This is a genomic window from Kitasatospora sp. NPDC087861 (assembly GCF_044742585.1).
Taxonomy (GTDB): Bacteria; Actinomycetota; Actinomycetes; order Streptomycetales; family Streptomycetaceae; genus Kitasatospora.
Genome location: NZ_JBIUUS010000031.1, coordinates 49,207 through 72,470, shown reverse-complemented (window position 1 = coordinate 72,470; position 23,264 = coordinate 49,207). Strand labels below are relative to the sequence as shown.

Sequence of the window (23,264 nt, the reverse complement as noted above, 5' to 3'; positions counted from 1 at the left end):
GGCCCTCAGACCTCGCGGATCCCCGCCCGCCACACCGCCGCCGTCAGCGGCACGCCCGGCCGGTAGGCCAGGTGGACGTGCGAGGGCGCGTCCAGCAGCAGCAGGTCCGCGCGCGAGCCGACCGCGATCGTCCCGACGTCGCTGCGCCGCAGCGCGTGCGCGCCGCCCGCCGTCGCCGCCCAGACCGCCTCGTCCGGCGTCATGCCCATCTCCCGGACCGCGACCGCGATGCAGAACGCCATCGAACTGGTGAAGCTGGAGCCCGGGTTGCAGTCGGTGGACAGCGCCACCACCGCGCCCGCGTCCAGCAGGCGGCGCCCGCTCGGGTACTCGGCGCGGGTGGAGAACTCCGCCCCCGGCAGCAGCGTCGCGACCGTCCCCGAGCCGGACAGCGCCGCCACGTCCTCGTCGGTGAGATGGGTGCAGTGGTCCGCCGAGGCGGCGCCCAGTTCGACGGCGAGCTGCACGCCCGGCCCGTACGAGAGCTGGTTGGCGTGCACCCGGGGGGTGAGGCCGCGGTCGATCCCGGCGGTCAGGACCGCCCGCGCCTGGTCGCCGTCGAAGGCGCCCCGCTCGCAGAAGACGTCCACCCAGCGGGCGTGCGGGGCGCAGGCCGCCAGCATCTCCCCGGTGACCAGGTCGACGTACCCGGCCGGGTCGTCGGCGTACTCGGGCGCGACCACGTGCGCGCCCAGGTAGGTGGTCTCCGGGGTGTGCTGCGCGGCGATCCGCAGCGCCCGGGCCTCGTCGGCGACGGTCAGCCCGTAGCCGGACTTGCACTCGATCGTCGTGGTGCCCTGCCGCAGCGCCTCCCGGACGAACCTGGCCAGGTTGGCGTCGAGTTCGGCGTCGCTCGCGGCCCGGGTGGCCGCCACCGTCGTCCGGATGCCGCCCGCCGTGTAGGACTGCCCGGACATCCGGGCGTTGAACTCGGCGGTGCGGTCGCCCGCGAACACCAGGTGGGCGTGCGAGTCGACGAAGCCGGGCAGCAGCGCCCGGCCGTCCGCGTCGAACCGCTCGTCGGCGGCCGGCGCCCGGTCCGCCGGGCCGACCCAGGCGACGGTGGCGCCGTCCAGCACCACGGCCGCGTCGGTCAGCAGGCCGAGCGGCCCGGCGCCGAGCCCGGGGTCGTTGGTGACCAGGCTGCCGATGCCCGTGATCAAGGTGCTCAAGACAACGCCTTCCGAAGGGGGTCGGGGAATCAGGTCAGCAGCCCAGCGCGCCGATGGAGGCCCGCAGCGCGCCCGGCACGTCCGCGACGAGCTGGTGCACGCCGTCCCGGACGATCTGCCGGCCGCCGACCACCACGTGCCGCACGTCCGCCGCCGAGGCCGCGAAGACGGCGATCTCGGCGCCGAGGTGGGGCGGCGGGCCCGCGGTGCGCACCGAGTCCAGGGCGATCACGGTGAAGTCGGCGAGCGCGCCGGCCTCGATCCGCCCGGCATCGGACCAGCCGAGCGAGGCGTGCCCGTCCTCGGTACCGGCCCGCAGCAGCCCGTTCGCCGTCCAGTGCCCGCGGGTGCGGGTGCGCAGCCGCTCGTCCAGCTCCAGGGCGCGGGCCTCCTCGAACGGGTCGATGACGGCGTGGCTGTCGCTGCCCAGGGTGACCGGGCAGCCCGCCGTGGCGAGCCGGCGGGCCGGGCCGATGCCGTCCGCGAGGTCCCGCTCGGTGGTGGGGCACATGCAGATGGTGGTGGAGGTGTCGGTGAGGAGCCTGACGTCCTCGTCGGTGAGGTGGGTGGCGTGCACGGCCGAGGTGCGCGGGCCGAGCGCGCCGTGGTCGGCGAGCAGCCGGGTCGGGGTGACGCCGTACGCGGCGAGGCAGGCGTCGTTCTCGGCGGTCTGCTCGGACAGGTGGACGTGCAGCGGCGCCTCGCGCAGCGCCGCCCACTGCGCGACGGTGCCCAGCTGTTCGGCCGGGACGGCCCGCACCGAGTGGACGGCTGCGCCGATCCGGGCGTGCTCGCGGGGCTTGAGCGCGTCCGCCCGCTCGGCCCAGGCGTCGGCGTCGCCGTCGCTGAACCGCAGCTGCGGCTTCGTCGGCTCGGCGCCGAAACCGGCGGAGAGGTAGCAGGTGTCGAGCAGGGTGATCCGGATGCCGGCCCGGGCGGCGGCCTCGATCAGCGCCTCGCCCATCGCGTTGGGGTCGTCGTAGCGGGCGCCGCCGGGGGCGTGGTGCAGGTAGTGGAACTCGCCGACGGCGGTGATCCCGGCCAGCGCCATCTCGGCGTAGACGGCGGTGGCGAGCGCCAGGTAGCCGTCCGGGTCGAGCTCCCCGGCGAACCGGTACATGGTGTCGCGCCAGGTCCAGAAGGTGCCGGAGCCGACCTGGACGTGGCCGCGCAGCGCCCGGTGGAAGGCGTGCGAGTGGGCGTTCGCCTGACCGGGGAGCAGCAGCCCGTCGAGGCGGACGGCGCCGGGCGGGCAGGGCCCGCTGTCCGGGGCCACCGCGGTGATCCGGCCACCGGGGCCGGCGGTGATCAGCACGTTCCGCTCGACCACCGGCCCGTTGGGGTGCGGCAGCCAGGCGTACTGCGCCCAGTACGTCACCGGGTCGGTCACTGACACGCCAGGTCCTCCAGTACGTCGGCGAGGGCGGCGACCCCGGCCAGGCAGTCGGCCTCCTCGGCGTGCTCGGCCGGGGAGTGCGAGACCCCGCTGGGGTTGCGCACGAACAGCATGGCGGTCGGGACGGCGGACGCCAGGATTCCGGCGTCGTGTCCGGCACCGGTGGGCAGCACCGGGGCGTCCAACAGCTTGGCGAGCCGGTCGCGCAGCGGGCCGTCGAAGTCCACCACCGGGGTGTAGGACTCGCGGGTCAGCTCGACCCGGACGCCGTCGCGCTCGCCGCGCTCGGCGGCGGCCTGCTCGATCTCGGCGACCAGCGCGCCCAGGGTGCGCTCGTCGGCGGCCCGGGAGTCCAGCCAGCCGCGCACCAGCGAGGCGATCGCGTTGGTGCCGTTGGGCTCGACCGCGACCTTGCCGAAGGTGGCCAGCGCGCCCGCCTGCCGCGCCTTCTTCCGGGCGGCGAGCACGGTGTTGGCGTAGGTCAGCATCGGGTCGCGGCGGTCCTCGATCCGGGTGGTGCCGGCGTGGTTGGCCTCGCCGTGGAAGTCGAAGCGCCAGCGGCCGTGCGGCCAGATCGCACTGGCCACGCCGACCGGCCGGTCCTCGGTGAGGTGGCGGCCCTGCTCGACGTGGAGTTCGACGAAGGCGCCGATCCGGGCCAGCCGGTCGTCGTCGGCGCCGATCGCGGTCGGGTCGTAGCCCGCCCGCTCCATCGCGTCGGGCAGCCGGAGGCCGTCGGCGTCGCGCAGCTCGTAGGCCTGCTCGCGGGAGAGCACACCGGCGGAGAGGCGGGAGCCGATGCAGGCCACGCCGAACCGGGCGCCCTCCTCGTCGCCGAAGTTGACGATCGCCAGTGGGCGGGTGAACTCCGTTCCCCTCCCGCGGAGTTCGTCCAGCGCCGCGAAGGAGGAGACCACGCCGAGCGGGCCGTCGAAGGCGCCGCCGTCCGGGACGGAGTCCAGGTGCGAGCCCGTGACGACCGCCCCGCCCGCGTTCGGGTCGCCCAGCCAGGCCCACTGGTTGCCGTTGCGGTCCAGCTCGTACGTCAGGCCGCGGCTGCGGGCCTGCTGCTCGAACCAGGCCCGGCACTCGGCGTCGGCGGAGTTCCAGGCGAACCGGCGGTAGCCGCCGGAGGAGGCGGAGCGGCCCACTGGGAGCAGCTCCGTCCACATCTCTTCGAAGGAGCTCACAGCTCACCCAGCGGGCTCTGCTCACCCATCGGGACGCGAACGCCGCGCTCGGCGGCGACCTCGGTGGCCCGGTCGTAGCCGGCGTCCACGTGTCGGATCACGCCCATGCCCGGGTCGTTGGTGAGCACCCGGCGGATCTTCTCGCCGGCCAGCGCGGTGCCGTCGGCGACGGTGACCTGTCCGGCGTGGATCGAGCGGCCGATGCCGACGCCGCCGCCGTGGTGGATGGAGACCCAGGAGGCGCCGGAGGCCACGTTGACCATGGCGTTGAGCAGCGGCCAGTCGGCGATCGCGTCCGAGCCGTCCAGCATCGCCTCGGTCTCCCGGTACGGGGAGGCCACCGAGCCGCAGTCCAGGTGGTCGCGGCCGATCACGATCGGCGCGGACAGCTCGCCGGAGGCGACCATGTCGTTGAAGCGCTCGCCGGCCTTGTCGCGCTCGCCGTAGCCGAGCCAGCAGATCCGCGCGGGCAGGCCCTGGAAGTGCACCTTCTCCTGGGCCAGCCTGATCCAGCGGGCCAGCGACTCGTTCTCCGGGAAGAGGTCGAGGACGGCCTTGTCGGTCTTGTGGATGTCCTGCGGGTCGCCGGACAGCGCCGCCCAGCGGAACGGGCCCTTGCCCTCGCAGAACAGCGGGCGGATGTACGCGGGGACGAAGCCGGGGAAGGCGAACGCGCGGTCGTAACCGGCCAGTTGGGCCTCGCCGCGGATCGAGTTGCCGTAGTCGAAGACCTCGGCGCCGCGGTCCTGGAAGCCGACCATCGCCTCGACGTGCCGGGCCATCGACTCGCGGGCCCGCTGGGTGAACTCGGCGGGCTTGGCCGCCGCGTAGTCCGCCATGTCGTCGAAGTCGACGCCCACCGGCAGGTAGCTGAGCGGGTCGTGGGCGCTGGTCTGGTCGGTGACGACATCGATCGGCGCGTCCATCGCGAGCAGCTGCGGGACGAGCTCGGCGGCGTTGCCCAGCACGCCGATGGAGAGCGGCTGCCGCTTGTCGCGGGCGGCGGTGGCCAGCTCCAGCGCGTGCGCGAGGTCCTTGGCCTCGACGTCCAGGTAGCGGTGCTCGATCCGGCGGGCGATCCGGGACGGGTCGCAGTCGATACAGATCGCCACGCCGCCGTTCATGGTGACGGCCAGCGGCTGGGCGCCGCCCATCCCGCCGAGGCCGGCGGTGAGGGTGATGGTGCCCTCCAGGCTGCCGTTGAAGCGCTTGTTGGCGACGGCCGCGAAGGTCTCGTAGGTGCCCTGCAGGATGCCCTGGGTGCCGATGTAGATCCACGAACCGGCGGTCATCTGCCCGTACATGGTGAGCCCGAGGCTCTCCAGCCGGCGGAACTCCTCCCAGTTGGCCCAGTCGCCGACCAGGTTGGAGTTGGCGATCAGCACGCGCGGCGCCCACTCGTGGGTCTGCATGACGCCGACCGGCCGCCCGGACTGGACCAGCATGGTCTCGTCCTGCTTCAGCCCCTGCAGCGTCCGCACCATGGCGTCGAACGAACGCCAGTCCCGTGCCGCCTTGCCGGTGCCGCCGTACACCACCAGCTTCGACGGGTGCTCGGCCACCTCCGGGTCGAGGTTGTTCATCAGCATCCGCAGGGCCGCCTCCTGCTGCCAGCCCTGCGTCGTCAGCCCCGTCCCCCGCGTCGCCCTGACCTCACGCGGCCCGCTCACCTGCTGCACCATGCCCCGACCTCCCTGCGGATGAATTCATTCAGACTTGGTCCGACTGAATATATCCAAACAATCAACTCGCGACCAGACCCTGAACCCATCCGATCAGCCACGCCGCCGACCGCCTCGGCGCGCTGGCCCGAACCGGCGAACACCAGCCACTCGGCCCAGCGACGAGAGCGGCGGACACGATGACGGCGATCACCGTGAGGCCCGGCAGGCTCCGGGATGCGGCGGAGGAGATCGAGCGGAGCACCGGCCTTCGCGTTCAGATCATCGGAGGAACCCTGGTGACGTCCCTCACTCCTCGCGGTAAGCACGCGGGGACCGTGCAGGTACTGCGTGATCAGCTCATCCCCCAACTGCCCAAGGCCCTGCGCGTCTACGAGGTCTCGTCACTCTGCATGCCGGACGACGAGGAGGACTACGCCACTCCCGACCTGGTCGTTCTCCCCAAGGACTGGGGCAACGACGACGAATGGCTGGCGGACCCCGCAGCTGAGTCAGGCCGCGGCGCCGCCGTCCCAGTCGATGCCGATCTCGGCGAGCCAGCGGCGGTCGGCGTCGTCGGGGGTGGGTGGGGACGGTGGGCGGGGGATCTCCTGGATCGGGCCGAGGCCGTACTTCTCGGCGGCTGCGGCGGCGCGCTCGGCGTCGGGTTCGATGACGCCGACGTGGACGGCGGACTCGTCGCCCGGATCGAGGACGGTCAGTTCGGGTTCGGGCAGGCGCCGCAGGGTGACGCGGCGTCCGCAGGCGGGGCAGGACCATTCGTCGGCTCCCGAGGCCAACCGGGCGACGAACTTCATCTCGTGGATCACGCGCATGGGCGGCACCCCCTGCTGTAGGGGATGCCCGGGTTTGTGGCGGGTACTCCCGCGTTCCCCGGACCGCACCTATTCCAGGAAGAGCCCGCGGGCCGCGGCGGAGTGCTCAATGGCCTCCAACCGGGCTTCCGCGCCCGGGAGTTCGTCGCACATGCTCTGCAGCAGCACCCGGCCGAGCATCATCGGCGCGCACGCGGTGTCGAAGACCAGCCCGGTGCCGACGGCGGCCGGCAGCATCAGGTCGGAGAGCTTGGCGACCGGCGCGAAGGCGCTGTCGGCGACGGTCAGCACCGTCAGCCCGCACTCGCGCGCCACCGCGAGCGCGTCCATCAGCTCCCGCGGGTAGCGCGGCAGCGCGAAGCAGAGCAGCGCGGTGGCCCCGGCGGCGGCGGCCTGCTCCAGCCGGTCGGCGAGCATGCTGCCGCCCTCGTCGAGCAGCCGGATGTCCGGGTGCACCTTGGCGGCGAAGTAGGCGAAGCCGCGCGCCTGCGCGGAGGCGGCCCGCAGGCCGAGCACCGGCAGCGGGCGGGAGGCGGCGAGCAGCCGGGCGGCCCGGAGGATCGGCTCGGGGTCGGCGAGGAGTTCGGCGAGGTGGCGCAGGTGCTCGATCTCGGCGAGCACGGCCTGCTGGTGTTCGTTGCGCACCGCGTCGTCCGGGGTCTCCGGTGCGGCCGGCTCGCCCCCGCCGAGCTCGCGCAGCTGCTTGCGCAGCGCCGGGTAGCCGTCGTACCCGAGGGCGACCGCGAAGCGGGTGACGGAGGGCTGGCTCACCCCGGCGAGTTCGGCGACCTCGACGCTGGAGAGGAACGGCGCCTCGGTGGCGTGCCGGACCAGGGAGTGCGCGATCCGCCGCTGGGTCGGGGTGAGCCGGTGGCCTTCGAACAGCTGGAGCAGCCGGGCGGAGGGGCCGACCGTGCCGGCCTCGTCGGTGGCGGTCATCAGCGGTACCTCCGGATGCGAGCGATGCGGACGACGACTGTGCAGGAGCGCGCCGCGCCTGGCAAAGACGTCTCGTACGGCGGAACGCCGGGTGAGACGTCCCGAGGGGCGGATGCGACCCGGGCTGCCCCGGGACAGCCCTGGAGTCCGGGACGCCCCGGGAGCCCGGGGCGTCCCCGAGACTCGGGGTAACCCTGAATTCTCCCTGAACCCTCCCGGATTCCCCCGCCACCGGATGGACCGCGCCCCGACGCCGGCCCCAGGCTGTCCCCATGGACACTCGCCAGGACGAACTGCGCCGCGACCTCGACGCCACCCTGCAGGCCCGCAAGGAACTCGGCAAGGAGTACGAGTCGGAGCTGGTCGACTCCTTCCTGACCCGGCTGGAGTCCCGGATGGACGCCCGTCTGGACGCCCGGGTCAAGCGCCAGGTCTCCGAGCGGATGGACGACTACGAGCCGGAACACCGGCACCGCCCGCACCGCTCGGGGTGGGGTTCAGGCCGCCCCGGCAGCCGGCTGGCGGTGATCTCGCTGGCCTTCGCCATCCCGCTGACCGCGATCGCGAGCAACCCCGAGGGCGGCGGCCTCACCGGCCTGCTGGCCTGCTGGGCCGGCATCACCGGGGTCAACTTCGCCGCCGCGTTCGCCGACCGCCGGGCCCGTGCGGACCTCCGAGACCGCGAGGACCGCCGGCCGCGGGGCGACTGGGACTGAGCCCCGGTCGCCCCGCCACCGGAGCGTCAGGCCAGCGGGCCGGTGACCTTCTCCACCACCCGCAGCAGGTCCCCGGAGGCGACCAGCGCGGCGGCGGCCTCCAGGTCCGGCGAGAGGAAGCGGTCGCGGCCGGCGCCGCCGACCCCCGCCTCCCGGGCGGCGGCCATCGCTGCGGCGGTGGCCGGAGCCACCCGGCCACTGGCGTCGGCCTGCTGACGGATCTCCAGCGCACGGGCGGCGGCGGTGAGTTCGACGGCGAGGATCCGGCCGAGGTTGTCGACGGCCTGGCGCAGCTTGCGGGCGGCGGACCAGCCCATCGACACGTGGTCCTCCTGCATCGCGGAGGACGGGATCGAGTCGACCGAGGCCGGGACGGCGAGCCGCTTGTTCTCGCTGACCAGCGCCGCCTGGGTGTACTGGGCGATCATCAAGCCGGAGTCCACGCCCGGGTCGTCGGCCAGGAAGGCCGGCAGGCCGTGCGAGCGGGCCTTGTCGAGCAGCCGGTCGGTGCGGCGCTCGGAGATCGAGCCCAGGTCGGCGGCGGCGATCGCGAGGAAGTCCAGCACGTACGCGACCGGGGCGCCGTGGAAGTTGCCGTTGGACTCCACCCGGCCGTCCGGCAGCACCACCGGGTTGTCGACCGAGGCGGCCAGCTCGCGGGAGGCGACCAGCTGGGCGTGGGCGAGGGTGTCCCGGCCGGCGCCGGCCACCTGCGGGGCGCAGCGGATCGAGTAGGCGTCCTGGACCCGCGGCGCGTCGTCCTGGTGGTGGCCGGTGAGGCCGGAGCCCTTGAGGACGGCCAGCATGTTGGCGGCGCTCAGCGCCTGGCCCGGGTGCGGGCGGATCGGGGCGTGCAGCTCGGGGGCGAGCACCTTGTCGGTGCCGAGCAGCGCCTCCAGGGTCATCGCGGCGGTGATGTCGGCGGTGGTGAACAGCCGCTGGAGGTCGGCGATGGCCATCACCAGCATGCCGAGCATGCCGTCGGTGCCGTTGATGAGGGCCAGGCCCTCCTTCTCCAGCAGCTCGACCGGCTCGATGCCGGCGGCGGCGAGCAGTCCGTCGGCGGGCTTCTCGACGCCGTCCGGGCCGGTGGCCACGCCTTCGCCCATCAGGACCAGCGCGCAGTGCGACAGCGGCGCGAGGTCGCCGGAGCAGCCGAGCGAGCCGAACTCCCGGACCACCGGGGTGATGCCCGCGTTGAGCAGGGCGGCCATGGTCTGCGCGACCAGCGGGCGCACCCCGGTCCGGCCGGAGGCCAGCGTCTTCATCCGCAGGAACATCAGCGCCCGGACCACCTCGCGCTCGACCACCGGGCCCATCCCGGCCGCGTGCGAGCGCACCAGCGACCGCTGCAGCTGGGCCCGCAGCTCGGGGCTGATGTGCCGGACGGCGAGCGCGCCGAAGCCGGTCGACACGCCGTAGACGGGGCGCGGCTCGGCCGCGAGGGCGTCGATCCGGGCCCGCGCCGTCGCCATCTCGGCCAGCGCGTCCGGGCCGATCTCGACCCGGGCGTTCCCCCGGGCGACGGCCAGCACGTCCTCGGCGCTGACGTCGGCCTTGCCGACCTGGACCAGCGGAGCGTCGGGGGCCACAGCACTGTGCATATCCATATACACCATCACATCAGTTGAATGGAGATATGACAACAGGTGGTCGCCATCCGAAACGACCGCGGATCCGGCCACGGAACCGGCCACGGAACCGCGACGGCCACGGAACCGCGACGACCACGGACCCGAAACGGCCCGGCCAGCAGGATTCTCACCCGGCCCGCCCCGCACCGCACACCGGCGAACCCGGACCCGACCCCAGGCGTGCGGTGCGGGCGCGGACACCGGCACCGACGCGGGCGCGGGGAGAGCGCGACCGGCCGAGCACCCTCCCCCGCCACCGCGCTCACCCCCCGAGCTCGGCCTCGACCAGGTCCGCCGCGCGGGCGGTGCCGCCCTCGGCCCGGCCGGCGGCGGCCAGCGCCTTCAGCCGCCCGGCCACCGCCGGGTCGCCGACCAGCTCCAGCAGGGCGCTGCGCAACGCCTCCGGGGTGGCCTCCCCGGTGTCCAGGCGGCGGGCGACGCCGAGGGCCACCAGCGCGTCCGCGTTGGCGAACTGGTCGGCGGCCTGCGGCACGGCGATCATCGGCACACCGTGGAACAGGCCCTCGCTGGAGCCGCCCATGCCCGCGTGGGTGACGAAGGCGTCCGCCCGGGCGAGCACCGTCAGCTGCGGCACCCACCGGTGCACCTCGACGGTGTCCGGCACCTCGCCCAGTTCGGCCAGGTCGGTGTGCGCGCCGACCTGCAGCACGGTGTGCCAGCCGGGCAGGTCGCCGAAGGCCTGGACGCAGGCCCGGTAGAACGCGGGCTGATGGGTGAAGGCCGAGCCGAGCGAGACCAGCAGCACCTTCTCGGCACCGGCCGGCCGGTGCCACTCCCCCTGGTGGGCGCGGTCGCCGAAGCACGGCCCGACGAAGGTGACACGCCGCTCGTCGACCCGGTCCGCGTTGGGCTGCAGGGCGCGCGGGATCAGGGCGACGGCCCGCGCCGGGACGCTCCGGAAGGCGTCCACGTCGCGCTCCACCGCGCCGGCCTCGGCCAGCCAGTCGGCGAACCGCCGGTAGTGCTCGGCGCCGCCCGGCCCGTTGCGGATCGCGTCGAGCACCTCCGCCATGTCCTGTTCGATGCCCTCCCAGCCGACGTAGGTGGGCGACAGCTGCACCACCGGTACGCCCAGCCGCTCGCCGAGTGCCCGGCCCGCGAAGCCCGCGATGTCGCAGAGCACCAGGTCGGGGCGGTCGTCGGCGAAGCCCGCCAGCAGGACGGGCCACATCGCGAGCGCGTCGTCCAGGAACAGCTCCTGGAGCGCCACCGGGTCCTCCACCGGCCACCCGTTCGGGTCGTCGGCGAGCGGCAGCCTCGTCGGGTACGGGACGAAGCGGGCGCCGGTCGACTCGACGACCTCGGCGAAGGAGGCGTCGTTGACATAGCTGACCCGGTGGCCCCGGGCGACCAGCTCGGCGATCACGGCGAGGCTGGGGTTGACGTGCCCATGAGCCGGAACGGAAACCATCAGGATGTGTGCGGGGCGGTTCATGGGCACCTCCGGGGATAGCGACTAAGACGAGACGTACCGTCTCGCGACGTCTCGCGAGAAGACGATACGTCCCGTCTCGCCGTGGTGCATAGAATTTTCCCCATGACGTCCAGAACCGCCCCCGACCCCGCCCGCCGCAGCGAACGCTCGCGCGCCGCCGTCCTCACCGCCGCCACCGAACTCGTCGCCGAGGTCGGCTACGGCAAGCTCACCATCGAGGCGATCGCCGCCCGCGCCGGGGTCGGCAAGCAGACCATCTACCGGTGGTGGCCGTCGAAGGGCGCGGTCGTCTTCGACGCCTTCCTCGTCGCCGGCAGGCACGAGGGCGGCCTCGCCCTCCCCGACACCGGAAACCTCGCCACCGACCTGCGGACCGTCCTGCGCGCCAGCTCCGACGAGCTCGCCGACCCGTCCGCCGACCGCACCTACCGCGCCCTCAGCGCCGAGATCCTCAACGACCCCGCGCTGCACGCCGAGTACCGCACCCGCCTGCTGGACCCGCTGCTGGAGGTCACCCGCGACCGTCTCCGCAGCGCCCGCGAGGCCGGCCAGATCGCCCCCGACACGGACCTCGACCTGGCCGTCGAACTCGTCTACGGCCCGCTCCACTACCGCTGGCAGTACCGGCTCGGCCCGCTCAGCCACGCCCACGCGGACCGCCTGGTCGACGCCGCCCTGTGCGCCCTCAACCCGCCGACGGCCGACGGCGGTTCCGGCGCCTGACCCAGAGGACGACCAGGACCGTGGCCAGCAGGACGATCAGCAGGGCCACGGCGAACCCCCCGCCCCCGACCGCGACCCACCCGCGACACCCCGGTCACCAAACCGGCACACCGCCGGGCCCCACCCTCAGCGGGGCCTCAACCCCCTTCCCACCGAGGCGAATCCGCCCCTCACACCACCGGGGGCGAGGCCGCACCCGCCAGGGCGACGGCGAGCAGGGCGCGCATGGCGCAGGCGGCCTGGCCGAGGGGCAGGGTGGCGTCGTCGGCGAAGAGCTCGACGAGCCAGCCGCCGGCCGGGTTCTGGCCACCGGCGGCGACCATGCCGCGGTAGCCCGAGACGACGAGCATGGCCTCCTCGGCCGGGTCGTTGCCGACGGCGCCGGCGCGCAGGGCGAAGGCGCCGCCGCGGACGGCGCGGCGGGTCATCGGGTAGTGGCGCAGGTCGAAGACGGCGTCCGGGGCCTCGATCTGGGCGCGCTGGGTCTCGGCGCGGGTGCTGCCGGGGCCCCTGGTCATCCGGTAGACGGCGTGCTGGGCGGTGTGCATGAAGTGCGAGCCGGGCGGCACGTAGGAGACCCACCAGCCGACGGCGTCGAGCAGCCGGGCCGAGGTCTCGGCGACGACGACGAGCTTGCCCAGGGTGTCCGCGGGGTGGACGGCCCGGGCCGCGGCGCCCTGGTCGAGGGCGGCGAGGACGGTGGTGAGCAGCTGGCCCGGGTCGGCGCTGTGCGCGGCGCCGCGGAAGCGCCGCCGGTCGCCCGCCCCGGACCGGCCGGGGCGCGGGCGCCCGTCGGCCCGGTGGCGCGGGTCGGCGGCGTCGGCGAGCAGCACGGTGGGGTCGGGCGCGAAGCCGGGGCCGTGGCTGCGTCCGGCGACGACGGGGTGGGCGGCGCGGGCGGCCTTGGCCCGGTACTGGGCGGCGTCGGCGAGCCGGAAGAGCCGGTCGGGGGTGGTGACGGGCCCGATGGAGTCGCCGGTGGAGGCGACACCGCAGGCGACGCCCTCCCCCTCCGAGAGGGCCAGGGCGCGGGCGCAGAGCTCCTCGGCGACGGCGACGACCTCGTCGGCCTTCTGTCCTTCCGTCAGCAGGCAGAACTCGTCGCCGCCGAGCCGGGCGGCCAGGCTGCCGGGCAGTTTGGCCGCGGCGAGCGAGAGCTGGTGGGCGAACCGCTCCAGCAGCCGGTCGCCCATTTCGTGGCCGAGTTGGTCGTTGACCCGCTTGAGCCCGTTGACGTCGCAGACGACGAGCGAGACCACGGTGTTGTCCCGGTTGTGCGCCGCCAGGGCGCTCTCCAGCCGGGCGTCGACGGCACGCCGGTTGGCGAGGCCGGTGAGCGGGTCGGAGAAGGCGAGTTTGCGCAGGTCGGCGAGGCGTTCGGTCTGGGCGAGGCCGGCCGAGATCTGGGCGGCGAGCAGGGTGGCGTAGTCGGCGTCGGCGTCGGTGAACTCGGGCAGTCCGACGCTGCGGGCGAGGTACAGCTCACCCCAGGCCTGCCCGTGCAGGACGATCGGGGCGACCACGCAGCAGGCCCGCCCGCGCCGGCGCAGCGCCGCGGCGCGTTCCTGGCAGTACGCGCCGGCGGTCGGGTGGGTGTGCCCGGCGTGCGGTTCGGTGCTCTCGGCGGTCTGCAGCCAGGCGCGCGGCAGCCGCCCGGTGGTCCAGCGCTCTTCGAGGTAGGTGACGATCTCGGGGAAGTCGGCGACGGGGTACGACTCGTCCTCGGGCAGTTCCTCCTCGCCGGGCGCGAGGTCGCCGTGGTTGACGAGGACCCGCAGTCGGCCGGATTCGCGGTCCCAGACCGAGACGGCCGCCATGGTGGCCCCGAGCGCCTCGGTGGCGCGGGCGGCGGCGGCCCGGACGGCCTCCAGCGGGGTGAGCGCGCCGGCCATGTCCTGGGCCAGCTCGACCGCGGACTGCAGCCGCAGGTCGGGCAGCGGGTCGGGGCGCCGCGGGCCGCCGCAGTCGCAGCCGCGGTCCGTCATGATCGCCTCACTGCTCACCGGCTCGCCTCGCTCCCTGTGCTCGGTCCTGCCGGACCCCCGGTAGCAGCCGCACCCGTCCGGCCGCTTGCACCCAGACTATGGCGATTTCGCTCGGTTATGCCCCGTTTGCCGGGACGGACCCGCAACGGGCCGTACGGGTTTCAACCGTTCGCCACCCCGAGCCGCGGGATCGGCCCCGGCACCAGCCCGGGAACCACGCCTCGGGAGCAGCCCGGCAGAGCCCCGGGAAGACCCCGCAGGGCTCCGGAAGGCCCCTACTCCGGCTTCAGCCGCCGCGACAGCAGCCACGGCTCGACCAGCCCGAGCCCGCGCACCGGCCGGCGCCACATCGGCTGCAGGTGGAACCGGTGCCCGGCGTCCAGGCCCGGCACCGGCAGGCCGGAGGCGGGCATCCCGGCGGCGGCCGACAGCGCCTCGGCGAGGCCGGGGCCGTCCGTGTCGGCCGGGGCGACACTGCCGTGCTGCTCCAGCGCGGCGGCGAACTCGCCGTCGATCAGCACCGCGTCCTTGGGCGCGATCGAGGTGAGCCGGCTGGCCAGGTTGACGGTGGTGCCGAAGACGTCGCCCATCCGCGAGGTGACGGTGCCGAAGGCCATGCCGACCCGCAGCGCGGGGATGCTGTCGTCCTCGGCGAGGGCCTCGATCAGGCTGAGCGCGATCTCGGCAGCGGTGACCGGGTCCTCGGAGACGTAGAGGATCTCGTCACCGAGGGTCTTGATGACCCGGCCGCCCTGGCCGGCGATCAGGTCCGAGCAGGTGTTCTCGAAGGTCTCGACGAGCTCGCCGAGTTCCTCCTCCTCCAGCCGTCGCGACAGCCGGGTGAAGCCGACCAGGTCGGCGAAGCCCACCGCGAGCCGACCGCTGGTGATCTCGTGGTCCTCGGCGGCCTGGACGACCCGGCCGGTGACGGCGGCGAGCTGGCGGCGCCAGACGTACACCAGGAACTGTTCCAGCTCCGGCAGCAGCAGCTCGACCAGCGGGTACGCGACGTCGGCGCGGGTCAGCCCGGGTTCGACGGCCTGGGTGAGGTTCTCCAGGAAGGTGTCCATCTGCCAGCCGGCCAGCCGCGCGGTGGTCTGCCCGGTGGAGCGCGCCACCTGGATCGCCATCGACTCGCTGAGCAGGCCGGACTCGACCAGGCCGGCGAGTCGGCGCAGGGCGATCACGTCGCCGTCGGTGAGGGCCCGGGACTGGCCGATGTCAGGGAAGCCCATGGCCCGCCAGAAGCGGGTGGCCAGCTCCATCGGGACGTCGGCGGCGCGCGCGGCCTGGTACGGGGTGTAGCGGCGTGGCGCGTCCAGGATCAGGCGTTCCAGTTCGAGCGCGACCGTGGGGTCGTGGGAGCCCGCCGTCGCGCCGCTGCTGCCGTCCTCTGCCACCGGTCCGTCCCCGTGCGGTCGCCGCACTTGCCTCGTGTCCTGCCTGTCCGGGCGCGCCCGCCACCTGGCGGGCAGTGGCGCGCCTCACACCGCTGCCAGGTGGAATGTTCGCACGGAATCGCGTGATCCGGGGCATCAGCCCGGGTCAAGGAGAGGTGAAGAGTGCCGTTCAGCGGGGTTCGGGGCGCACGTGGACGACGTCCCCCGCGCCGACCGCCCGGCGTGCGCCGTCGGGGGTGCGGACCACCAGGCGTCCGTCGCCGTCGATCGCCACCGCCTCGCCGACCAGCTCGTGACCGCCCGGCAGGTGCACCTTCACCCGGCGGCCCAGCGTGGTGCAGCGGTCCGCGTAGGCGCGGAGCAGCTCGCTGGCGTGCGGATCGCCGGCGGCGGCCGTCCAGGTCCGGTACAGCTCGGCGAACTCGCGCAGCAGGGCGCGCAGCAGGGTGGACCGGTCGGTGACCGCGGCGCCGGCCAGCGCGAGCGAGGCCGCGGTGGGGACGGGCAGCTCCTCCTCGCGCAACGAGACGTTGAGGCCCATTCCGGCCACCACGGCACCACCGCTCAGTTCGGTGAGGATGCCGCCGAGCTTGCGCTCCGCGCCGTCGATCTCCACCTGGAGGTCGTTGGGCCACTTCAGCCCGACCTCGACCCCGGCCACCCGGCCCAGCGTGCTGGCGGCGGCCACCCCGACCAGGATCGGCAGCCAGCCGTACCGTTCGACCGGCACCTCCTCCGGGCGCAGCAGGACGGACAGGAACAGCCCCGAGCGGGCCGGGGCGCTCCACTGCCGTTCCAGCCGCCCGCGCCCGGCGTTCTGCACCTCGGCGACCAGCACCGCCCCCTGCGGGGCACCGGCCCGGGCGCGGGCGGCGAGGTCGCTGTTGGTGGATCCGGTGTCGGCGACGACGTCCACGGAGGTCCAGAGCCCGCCCGGGACCACCAGGTCGCGGCGCAGCGCCGCCTCGTCCAGCGGCGGCCGGTCCAGGTCGGTCCACGGCGACGGCCCGGCGTGGCCGAAACCGCGCAGTCCACTGCGGCGGGGGGTGTCGGGTGAGGTCATGGTTGAGAACCCTAGAGGGCGTACGGAGCCTTGGGGCGTAGGCCGCCCCATCGTCCCCCAGAACGCGCGTTGACACACTGTGTCGATGGCCATAACGCCAGGACATGACGTCCGGCCCCGCGCGCTGGCTAGGCTGCCCAACGGCAGTTCGCAGCGCCGCCCTGCCCTCATGCGCGGGCCCCCACTCCGGCCCGCGCGCACTCGAACAGGTCGCGGCCCAGGATCAGGGAGAGCCACCGGATGACCGAGGCGCCGTACGACCCCCACACCACCGCCGGCAAGCTCGCCGACCTGCGGCGCAGGCTCGACGCGGCGGTGCACTCCGGCTCCGCCGCCGCCGTGGAGAAGCAGCACGCCAAGGGCAAGCTGACGGCCCGCGAGCGGGTCGCCGAGCTGCTGGACGAGGACTCCTTCGTCGAGTTCGACGAGTTCGCCCGGCACCGCTCGACCAACTTCGGGCAGGAGAAGAACCGCCCGTACGGCGACGGCGTGGTGACCGGCTACGGCACCGTGGACGGTCGTCAGGTCGCCGTCTTCGCCCAGGACTTCACCGTGTTCGGCGGCTCCCTCGGCGAGGTGTTCGGCGAGAAGATCGTCAAGGTGATGGACTTCGCGCTGAAGACCGGCTGCCCGGTCATCGGCATCAACGACTCCGGCGGCGCCCGGATCCAGGAGGGCGTGGTCTCGCTCGGCCTGTACGGCGAGATCTTCCGCCGCAACGTGCACGCCTCCGGGGTGATCCCGCAGATCTCGCTGATCATGGGCCCGTGCGCGGGCGGCGCGGTGTACTCCCCCGCGATCACCGACTTCGTGGTGATGGCCGACCAGACCTCGCACATGTTCATCACCGGCCCGGACGTGATCAAGACCGTGACCGGCGAGGACGTCGGCATGGAGGAGCTGGGCGGCGCGCGCACCCACAACAGCAAGTCCGGCAACGCGCACTACCTGGCCACCGACGAGAAGGAGGCGATCGAGTACGTCAAGAGCCTGCTGTCGTACCTGCCCTCCAACAACCTCTCGGACCCGCCGTCCTACCCGGAGCAGGCGGACCTCACGATCACCGACGAGGACCTCGAACTCGACACCATCGTGCCGGACTCGGCGAACCAGCCGTACGACATGCGCAAGGTGATCGAGCACGTCGTCGACGACGGCGAGTTCCTGGAGACCCAGCCGCTGTACGCGGGCAACATCATCACCGGCTTCGGCCGGATCGAGGGCCGCCCGGTCGGTGTGGTCGGCAACCAGCCGATGGACCTGGCCGGCTGCCTGGACATCGCCGCCAGCGAGAAGGCCGCCCGCTTCGTGCGGACCTGCGACAGCTTCAACATCCCGGTGCTGACCTTCGTCGACGTGCCCGGCTTCCTGCCCGGCACCGGCCAGGAGTGGGACGGCATCATCCGGCGCGGCGCCAAGCTGATCTACGCCTACGCCGAGGCGACCGTCCCGCTGATCACCGTGATCACCCGCAAGGCCTTCGGCGGCGCGTACGACGTCATGGGCTCCAAGCACCTGGGCGCCGACCTCAACCTGGCCTGGCCGACCGCGCAGATCGCGGTGATGGGCGCGCAGGGCGCGGTCAACATCCTGCACCGGCGGGAGATCGCCGCGGCCGACGCGGCCGGGCACGCCGAGGAGAAGCGGGCCGAACTGCTCGCCTCGTACGAGGAGACCCTGCTGAACCCGTACCTGGCGGCCGAGCGCGGCTACGTGGACGCGGTGATCCCGCCGAGCGAGACCCGCCGGCAGGTCGTCCGGGGTCTGCGGGCGCTGCGCGGCAAGCGCGAGGTGCTGCCGCCGAAGAAGCACGGCAACATCCCCCTGTAGTCCCTCGTCGGGAGAGAATTGAGCCATGGCCGCGATCCACGTGCTGCACGGGCAGCCGACCCCCGAGGAGCTCGCCACCGTCCTGGCGGTGGTCCAGGCCCGGGCCGCCGCCGCGCAGGCCGCCGCCGAGGCGGCGCGTCTGGCCGGTGTCGGCCCGGCCTCCCCCTGGAACGACCGCTCCCGCCTGCTCCGCCCGGAGATCCACCCGGGCGTCAACGCCTGGCGGACGTCCGGCTGGGCGCGCTGAACCACCGGTGCGGAGCGGGACGTCGGCCCGGTCGACGTCCCGCTCCGCACCCGTTCCGCGCCGCTTGCCGCACCCGCTCCGCACCCGTTCCGGCCCGTCCGCCCGGATTGCCCGAAAGCTGAGTACGGATACTCAGGCGCCCGGGGCCGGGCGCGGCGCACCCTGGACGGGTGCTGTGGTCAGACCCCCGCGACGAGCCCTCCCTGGAGGCCCGCCGGATGCAGGAGCGGCTGCGCCGGGCGGCCCGGGTGCTCGCCGTCCTCGCACTGGTGGCCGCCATCCTGCTCCCGCTGTGACCGCCGTTCACCCGAATGGCGGACACCGGCACCCCCTACCCTGGTGGGCATGACCGACCAGCGCACCCTCGTCCTCGCCTCCGCCTCCCCCGCCCGCCTCGGGCTGCTGCGCCAGGCGGGCCTCGACCCGCGCGTGGTGGTCAGCGGCGTGGACGAGGACGCGCTCAGCGCCGCCACGCCGGCCGAACTCGCCCTGGTGCTGGCCGAGGCCAAGGCGAAGGCCGTCGCCGCCGAACTCACCGGCGGCGAGCTGGTGATCGGCTGCGACTCCGTCCTGGAGCTGGACGGCCAGGCCCTCGGCAAGCCCGCCGACGCCACCGAGGCGCTCGCCCGCTGGCGGTCGATGCGCGGCCGCGCCGGAATCCTGCGCACCGGCCACTGCGTCATCGACACCGCGACCGGCCGGCAGTCCTCGGCGACCGCCTCCACCACGGTCCGCTTCGGCACCCCCGACGACGCCGAGATCGCCGCCTACGTGGCCTCCGGCGAACCCCTGCACGTCGCCGGGGCGTTCACCCTGGACGGGCGCTCGGCACCGTTCGTCGAGGGCATCGACGGCGACCCGGGCAACGTCATCGGCCTCTCGCTGCCGCTGCTGCGCACCCTGCTCGCCGACCTGGACGTCCGGATCACCGACCTCTGGGTCAAGTAACCGACGGCATCCGGGAGTTCGGACGCCCATGGCCCTGCCGCGTTACCACCCCTAGACTGACCGGCGTTCGAACGGGGGAGGGAACGCGGCGATGACCGACAGCGTGCTCAACGTGCTGCTGGGGCTGGTGGCCAGCGCCATCAGCGCCGCGCTCGGCTGGCTGGCGCAGGCCCTGCGGCGGCGCCGCAAGGTCGAGCGAGTGCGGGAGTTCTTCGGGTTGCCGGCCGGCAGCGAGTGCCTGATCGTGGTGCCCCGCAGCATCGGGACGGGCTCGCACGCCACCACCGTGACCCGCCGGGACGCCTACGCGCTGATGTGGCTGGCCGGGCTGGTCGAGGAGTGCGGGGCGCGGCCGGAACTGGTCGCGCACGACGCGGCGCACCGGGGTCTGGGCGTCAAGACCGAGCTCTGCCTGGGCGGTCCGGTCAGCAACGAGCGGATGGCCGCCCACCTGGCCTGGGGCCTGCCGGGCGTGCTGGTCACCTCCGGGCCGGGCCCGGGCAGCAACGTGATCGTGGTGGGCGAGCACGACTTCACCGCCGACCGGGACCAGGCGCACACCCTGCTGGCCCGGATCGCCACCCCGGACGGCGGACGCCCGGTGTTCCTGGTCTCCGGCCAGACCGGCACCGCCAACCAGGCGGGGGTCCGGTACCTGGTCGCCCACCACCGCGAGCTCGCCCGCCGGTACGGCCGCGACGGCACCTTCGCGCTCGTCCTGCGGGCGGTCAATCCGGAGGCGTACGGGCCGGACATGGTGGAGGTGGCCGCCGACGTCACGGCCGAGGCGTTGCAGCGACCCGCCGCCCGTTCCACCGTCGTTTGAGCCGACCGCGCGAGAGTGTGTCCGATGCCACCGGGGCCCCGAACCACCGCCCGGTCACCCGCTGTGGATCCGGCCGGTTCGACCCCACCGACCGCGACCTGCGACGTCATCGGAAGGACGGACGACGGGCCCCCGGAATTCATCACCGTCCGTGTGGGATAGTTCACAACCTGGGGCTACTCGCCGGTACCCCCCAGGAATCCATAAACTCGACCAGGTTCAAGAAGGGAGCCACAGTGCGCAAGGTGCTCATCGCCAACCGCGGGGAAATCGCCGTCCGCGTCGCCCGGGCCTGCTCGGACGCCGGTATCACCAGCGTCGCCGTCTACGCCGAGCCGGACCGGGATGCGCTGCACGTCCGCGCGGCCGACGAGGCTTACGCGCTGGGTGGCGACACCCCCGGCACCAGTTACCTGGACATCGCGAAGGTCCTGAAGGCCGCCGCGGACTCCGGTGCCGATGCCGTCCATCCCGGTTACGGGTTCCTGTCGGAGAACGCCGACTTCGCCCAGGCCGTCCTCGACGCGGGTCTGACCTGGATCGGCCCGCCCCCGCAGGCCATCCGCGACCTCGGCGACAAGGTCACCGCCCGGCACGTGGCGCAGCGCGCCGGCGCGCCGCTGGTGGCCGGTACCCCGGACCCGGTCACGGGTGCCGACGAGGTGGTCGTGTTCGCCCGGGAGCACGGCCTTCCGGTCGCCATCAAGGCGGCGTTCGGCGGCGGCGGCCGCGGCCTCAAGGTCGCCCGCACGCTGGAGGAGATCCCGGAGCTGTACGAGTCGGCGGTCCGCGAGGCGGTCGCCGCCTTCGGTCGCGGCGAGTGCTTCGTCGAGCGCTACCTGGACAATCCGCGGCACGTGGAGACCCAGTGCCTGGCCGACAAGCACGGCAACGTGGTGGTCGTCTCCACCCGTGACTGCTCGCTGCAGCGCCGGCACCAGAAGCTGGTCGAGGAGGCGCCCGCGCCGTTCCTGACCCCCGAGCAGAACGCCGAGCTGTACCGGGCGTCCAAGGCCATCCTGAAGGAGGCCGGCTACGAGGGCGCCGGGACCTGCGAGTTCCTGGTGGCGCTGGACGGCACGATCTCCTTCCTGGAGGTCAACACCCGTCTGCAGGTCGAGCACCCGGTCACCGAGGAGGTCACCGGGATCGACCTGGTCCGCGAGATGTTCCGGATCGCCGACGGCGAGGAGCTGGGCTACGGCGATCCGGAGGTGCGCGGCCACTCCTTCGAGTTCCGCATCAACGGCGAGGACCCGGGCCGGGGCTTCCTGCCCGCGCCCGGCACCGTGACGCTGTTCGCGCCGCCGTCCGGCCCGGGCGTCCGGCTGGACTCCGGCGTGGAGAGCGGCTCGGTCATCGGCCCGGCCTGGGACTCCCTGCTGGCCAAGCTGGTCGTCTCCGGCCGTGACCGCAAGCAGGCCCTGGAGCGGGCCCGCCGCGCGCTGAACGAGTTCAAGGTGGAGGGCATGGCCACCGCCATCCCGTTCCACCAGGCGGTCGTCACCGACCCGGCGTTCGCGCCCGAGGTGCACGGCGGCGAGGGGCCGTTCACGGTCTACACCCGGTGGATCGAGACCGAGTTCGACAACACCATCCCGCCGTTCGCCGGCGCGGCCGGTGACGGCGAGGAGGCCGAGGGCCGCGAGACCGTCGTGGTCGAGGTCGGCGGCAAGCGGATCGAGGTCTCGCTGCCGTCCTCGCTGGGCGTCTCGGCGGCTCCGGCGGCCGGTGCGGCGGGTGCCACGAAGGCCAAGCGCCGGGTGGGTGCCAAGAAGGCCGGTTCGGCCGTCAGCGGCGACACCCTGGCCTCGCCGATGCAGGGCACCATCGTCAAGGTCGCCGTCGAGGAGGGCCAGGTCGTCGCCGAGGGCGAGCTGATCGTGGTCCTGGAGGCGATGAAGATGGAGCAGCCGCTGAACGCGCACAAGGCGGGCACCGTGGTCGGCCTCAAGGCCGAGGTGGGCGCGAGCGTCAGCAGCGGCGCCGCGCTGTGCGAGATCAAGGACTGACACCGCCCCTGCGGCAGCGACCGGTCCGTACGCCCCTCGGGGTGTGCGGACCGGCCGCGTTTCCGGCCCGGGTTCAGCGCCCGCGCGGCAGTCCCAGTTCGGCCAGCCGGACGGGCATGCCGGGGCCGGCCGGTCCGCCGTGCGTGCCGGGGCGGCGCTGGCCGGGCAGCGGGGCGGCGCCGGGGGGCGGGGAGACGGCCCGGCGCGGCATCGGGCCGGGCTGGGTCTGGTGGACGGGGCCGCTGCCGGTGCCGTGCACCGGGGCGTCGCCGCTGGGGGCGGCACCGAGCGGCGCCAGGTCGATCTGCACCCCGCAGTCGGCGAGCGCGTCCAGTTCGCGGGCGGTGGCGTCGTCCGCCGTCGCCTGCTCGTCCGTGACCAGCCGGGTGATGGTCTCGGTGGGGACGGTCTGGAACATGGTGTCCGCGCCGAGCTTGGTGTGGTCGGCGAGGACGATGACCTCGGCGGCCGACTGCACCAGCGCCCGGTCCACGCTCGCGGACAGCATGTTGGTGGTGGACAGGCCCCGCTCGGCGGTCAGCCCGCTGCCGGAGAGGAAGGCCTTGGACACCCTCAGCCCGTGCAACGACTGCTCGGCACCGCTGCCGACCAGCGCGTAGTTGGAGCCCCGCAGGGTGCCGCCGGTCATCACCACCTCCACCCGGTTGGCGTGCGCCAGCGCCTGGGCGACCAGCAGCGAGTTGGTGACCACGGTGAGGCCGGGCACCCTGGCCAGCCTGCGGGCCAGCTCCTGGGTGGTGGTGCCGGCGCCGACCACCACCGCGTCGCCCTCCTCCACCAGGCCGGCGGCGAGGTCCGCGATGGCGCTCTTCTCCGCCGCGGAGAGGTGGGTCTTCTGCGGGTAGCCGGGTTCGCGGCTGAAGCCGCCGGGGAGCACCGCGCCGCCGTGCCGGCGGTCGAGGAGCCCTTCTGCCTCCAGCGCCCGTACGTCGCGGCGCACGGTGACTTCGGAGGTCTGGACGACGCGGGCCAACTCCCGGAGCGAGACCGCTCCGTTGGCGCGCACCATTTCGAGGATCAACTGGCGACGTTCTGCTGCAAACACAGAACCGACGGTAACCTGCGTGACCGTCTGCTTTCAGGCGTTTGCAGCTAGTAGCGGGAAATGCTCACGCAAGAGCGGCGCGTGACCGTACAATACGCGCCGCCAGCACCCCGGGGCTGCGCCCGCCGTCCGGGTGACGACCGCTCCTGCGCAAAAGGGCGGCC

The 23,264-nt window shown here is 73.9% G+C and carries 19 protein-coding genes and 1 pseudogene; 8 read left to right on the top strand and 12 right to left on the bottom strand.

Features of this window, described 5'->3' with window-relative positions; translation table 11 throughout:
* Positions 1–5 precede the first annotated feature (5 nt).
* From hutI to ACIOJE_RS32210, 6 genes are all read right to left on the bottom strand, one after another.
* Positions 6–1,172: an imidazolonepropionase gene (gene hutI / locus ACIOJE_RS32235; RefSeq protein WP_400781121.1), complete on the bottom strand. Its 1,167-nt coding sequence runs from the start codon at positions 1,170–1,172 to the stop codon at positions 6–8.
* 34 nt (positions 1,173–1,206) lie between these two features.
* On the bottom strand, positions 1,207–2,568 hold the full coding sequence (locus ACIOJE_RS32230; protein ID WP_400781119.1) for a formimidoylglutamate deiminase: 1,362 nt from the start codon (positions 2,566–2,568) through the stop codon (positions 1,207–1,209).
* Positions 2,559–3,740 (bottom strand): allantoate amidohydrolase, encoded by a 1,182-nt coding sequence (locus tag ACIOJE_RS32225; RefSeq protein WP_280675750.1) that lies wholly within the window; start codon positions 3,738–3,740, stop codon positions 2,559–2,561. The genes ACIOJE_RS32230 and ACIOJE_RS32225 overlap by 10 nt, the downstream gene beginning before the upstream one ends.
* A gap of 14 nt (positions 3,741–3,754) precedes the next feature.
* The gene (gene hutU, locus ACIOJE_RS32220; RefSeq protein ID WP_280675752.1) at positions 3,755–5,428 is read right to left on the bottom strand and encodes a urocanate hydratase; all 1,674 of its coding nucleotides are present in this window, start codon (positions 5,426–5,428) and stop codon (positions 3,755–3,757) included.
* A 503-nt stretch (positions 5,429–5,931) separates the two neighbouring features.
* Positions 5,932–6,255, bottom strand: a complete 324-nt coding sequence (locus ACIOJE_RS32215) for a hypothetical protein (protein ID WP_280675813.1) — start codon at positions 6,253–6,255, stop codon at positions 5,932–5,934.
* 69 nt (positions 6,256–6,324) lie between these two features.
* Positions 6,325–7,194 (bottom strand): MurR/RpiR family transcriptional regulator, encoded by an 870-nt coding sequence (locus ACIOJE_RS32210; RefSeq protein ID WP_280674881.1) that lies wholly within the window; start codon positions 7,192–7,194, stop codon positions 6,325–6,327.
* 272 nt (positions 7,195–7,466) lie between these two features.
* Between ACIOJE_RS32210 and ACIOJE_RS32205 the strand changes: the two genes are divergently transcribed.
* Complete coding sequence (locus tag ACIOJE_RS32205) at positions 7,467–7,910, top strand: hypothetical protein (RefSeq protein ID WP_400781116.1); 444 nt, start codon at positions 7,467–7,469, stop codon at positions 7,908–7,910.
* A 26-nt stretch (positions 7,911–7,936) separates the two neighbouring features.
* Here the strand turns inward: ACIOJE_RS32205 and hutH are convergent, their stop codons facing one another.
* Positions 7,937–9,520: a histidine ammonia-lyase gene (gene hutH, locus ACIOJE_RS32200; protein WP_400781113.1), complete on the bottom strand. Its 1,584-nt coding sequence runs from the start codon at positions 9,518–9,520 to the stop codon at positions 7,937–7,939.
* A 286-nt stretch (positions 9,521–9,806) separates the two neighbouring features.
* Positions 9,807–11,000: a macrolide family glycosyltransferase gene (locus ACIOJE_RS32195; RefSeq protein WP_400781111.1), complete on the bottom strand. Its 1,194-nt coding sequence runs from the start codon at positions 10,998–11,000 to the stop codon at positions 9,807–9,809.
* A 102-nt stretch (positions 11,001–11,102) separates the two neighbouring features.
* On the opposite strand from ACIOJE_RS32195, the gene ACIOJE_RS32190 reads away from it, so the two are divergent.
* The gene (locus ACIOJE_RS32190; RefSeq protein ID WP_400781108.1) at positions 11,103–11,723 is read left to right on the top strand and encodes a TetR/AcrR family transcriptional regulator; all 621 of its coding nucleotides are present in this window, start codon (positions 11,103–11,105) and stop codon (positions 11,721–11,723) included.
* A 758-nt stretch (positions 11,724–12,481) separates the two neighbouring features.
* Here the strand turns inward: ACIOJE_RS32190 and ACIOJE_RS32185 are convergent.
* The 3 genes and pseudogenes from ACIOJE_RS32185 to ACIOJE_RS32175 form a co-directional block, all read right to left on the bottom strand.
* Positions 12,482–13,615 (bottom strand): annotated as a pseudogene (locus ACIOJE_RS32185) (diguanylate cyclase domain-containing protein); the annotation flags it as partial.
* A gap of 368 nt (positions 13,616–13,983) precedes the next feature.
* Positions 13,984–15,108 (bottom strand): adenylate/guanylate cyclase domain-containing protein, encoded by a 1,125-nt coding sequence (locus tag ACIOJE_RS32180; RefSeq protein WP_280674892.1) that lies wholly within the window; start codon positions 15,106–15,108, stop codon positions 13,984–13,986.
* Positions 15,109–15,277: 169 nt separating this feature from the next.
* Entirely contained in the window at positions 15,278–16,171 is an 894-nt protein-coding gene (locus ACIOJE_RS32175) for a biotin--[acetyl-CoA-carboxylase] ligase (protein ID WP_280674894.1), read from the bottom strand.
* Positions 16,172–16,411: 240 nt separating this feature from the next.
* Between ACIOJE_RS32175 and ACIOJE_RS32170 the strand changes: the two genes are divergently transcribed.
* The 6 genes from ACIOJE_RS32170 (at position 16,412) to ACIOJE_RS32145 (ending at position 22,034) form a co-directional block, all read left to right on the top strand.
* On the top strand, positions 16,412–18,001 hold the full coding sequence (locus ACIOJE_RS32170) for an acyl-CoA carboxylase subunit beta (RefSeq protein ID WP_400781104.1): 1,590 nt from the start codon (positions 16,412–16,414) through the stop codon (positions 17,999–18,001).
* A gap of 25 nt (positions 18,002–18,026) precedes the next feature.
* On the top strand, positions 18,027–18,248 hold the full coding sequence (locus tag ACIOJE_RS32165) for an acyl-CoA carboxylase epsilon subunit (protein WP_280674898.1): 222 nt from the start codon (positions 18,027–18,029) through the stop codon (positions 18,246–18,248).
* A gap of 170 nt (positions 18,249–18,418) precedes the next feature.
* A complete protein-coding gene (gene mmpB, locus ACIOJE_RS32160) occupies positions 18,419–18,544 on the top strand; it encodes a morphogenic membrane protein MmpB (protein ID WP_280674900.1) in 126 nt (41 codons plus the stop codon).
* A 49-nt stretch (positions 18,545–18,593) separates the two neighbouring features.
* Positions 18,594–19,196, top strand: a complete 603-nt coding sequence (locus ACIOJE_RS32155; protein ID WP_280674902.1) for a nucleoside triphosphate pyrophosphatase — start codon at positions 18,594–18,596, stop codon at positions 19,194–19,196.
* A 91-nt stretch (positions 19,197–19,287) separates the two neighbouring features.
* A complete protein-coding gene (locus ACIOJE_RS32150) occupies positions 19,288–20,022 on the top strand; it encodes a hypothetical protein (protein WP_400781100.1) in 735 nt (244 codons plus the stop codon).
* 236 nt (positions 20,023–20,258) lie between these two features.
* Positions 20,259–22,034: a biotin carboxylase N-terminal domain-containing protein gene (locus ACIOJE_RS32145; protein WP_280674906.1), complete on the top strand. Its 1,776-nt coding sequence runs from the start codon at positions 20,259–20,261 to the stop codon at positions 22,032–22,034.
* 73 nt (positions 22,035–22,107) lie between these two features.
* Here the strand turns inward: ACIOJE_RS32145 and ACIOJE_RS32140 are convergent, their stop codons facing one another.
* On the bottom strand, positions 22,108–23,064 hold the full coding sequence (locus tag ACIOJE_RS32140) for a DeoR/GlpR family DNA-binding transcription regulator (protein ID WP_400781134.1): 957 nt from the start codon (positions 23,062–23,064) through the stop codon (positions 22,108–22,110).
* Positions 23,065–23,264 lie beyond the last annotated feature (200 nt).

What these genes read in the sequence shown, in the direction of transcription:
- ACIOJE_RS32190 (WP_400781108.1), top strand. Translation starts at nt 11,103, where the DNA reads ATGACGTCCAGAACCGCCCCCGACCCCGCCCGCCGCAGCGAACGCTCG.
- ACIOJE_RS32170 (WP_400781104.1), top strand. Translation starts at nt 16,412, where the DNA reads ATGACCGAGGCGCCGTACGACCCCCACACCACCGCCGGCAAGCTCGCC.
- ACIOJE_RS32140 (WP_400781134.1), bottom strand. Translation starts at nt 23,064, where the DNA reads ATGGTGCGCGCCAACGGAGCGGTCTCGCTCCGGGAGTTGGCCCGCGTC.
- ACIOJE_RS32225 (WP_280675750.1), bottom strand. Translation starts at nt 3,740, where the DNA reads ATGTGGACGGAGCTGCTCCCAGTGGGCCGCTCCGCCTCCTCCGGCGGC.
- ACIOJE_RS32165 (WP_280674898.1), top strand. Translation starts at nt 18,027, where the DNA reads ATGGCCGCGATCCACGTGCTGCACGGGCAGCCGACCCCCGAGGAGCTC.
- ACIOJE_RS32195 (WP_400781111.1), bottom strand. Translation starts at nt 11,000, where the DNA reads ATGAACCGCCCCGCACACATCCTGATGGTTTCCGTTCCGGCTCATGGG.
- ACIOJE_RS32150 (WP_400781100.1), top strand. Translation starts at nt 19,288, where the DNA reads ATGACCGACAGCGTGCTCAACGTGCTGCTGGGGCTGGTGGCCAGCGCC.
- ACIOJE_RS32205 (WP_400781116.1), top strand. Translation starts at nt 7,467, where the DNA reads ATGGACACTCGCCAGGACGAACTGCGCCGCGACCTCGACGCCACCCTG.
- ACIOJE_RS32215 (WP_280675813.1), bottom strand. Translation starts at nt 6,255, where the DNA reads ATGCGCGTGATCCACGAGATGAAGTTCGTCGCCCGGTTGGCCTCGGGA.
- ACIOJE_RS32175 (WP_280674894.1), bottom strand. Translation starts at nt 16,171, where the DNA reads ATGACCTCACCCGACACCCCCCGCCGCAGTGGACTGCGCGGTTTCGGC.
- ACIOJE_RS32210 (WP_280674881.1), bottom strand. Translation starts at nt 7,194, where the DNA reads ATGACCGCCACCGACGAGGCCGGCACGGTCGGCCCCTCCGCCCGGCTG.
- hutH (WP_400781113.1), bottom strand. Translation starts at nt 9,520, where the DNA reads ATGGATATGCACAGTGCTGTGGCCCCCGACGCTCCGCTGGTCCAGGTC.
- ACIOJE_RS32155 (WP_280674902.1), top strand. Translation starts at nt 18,594, where the DNA reads ATGACCGACCAGCGCACCCTCGTCCTCGCCTCCGCCTCCCCCGCCCGC.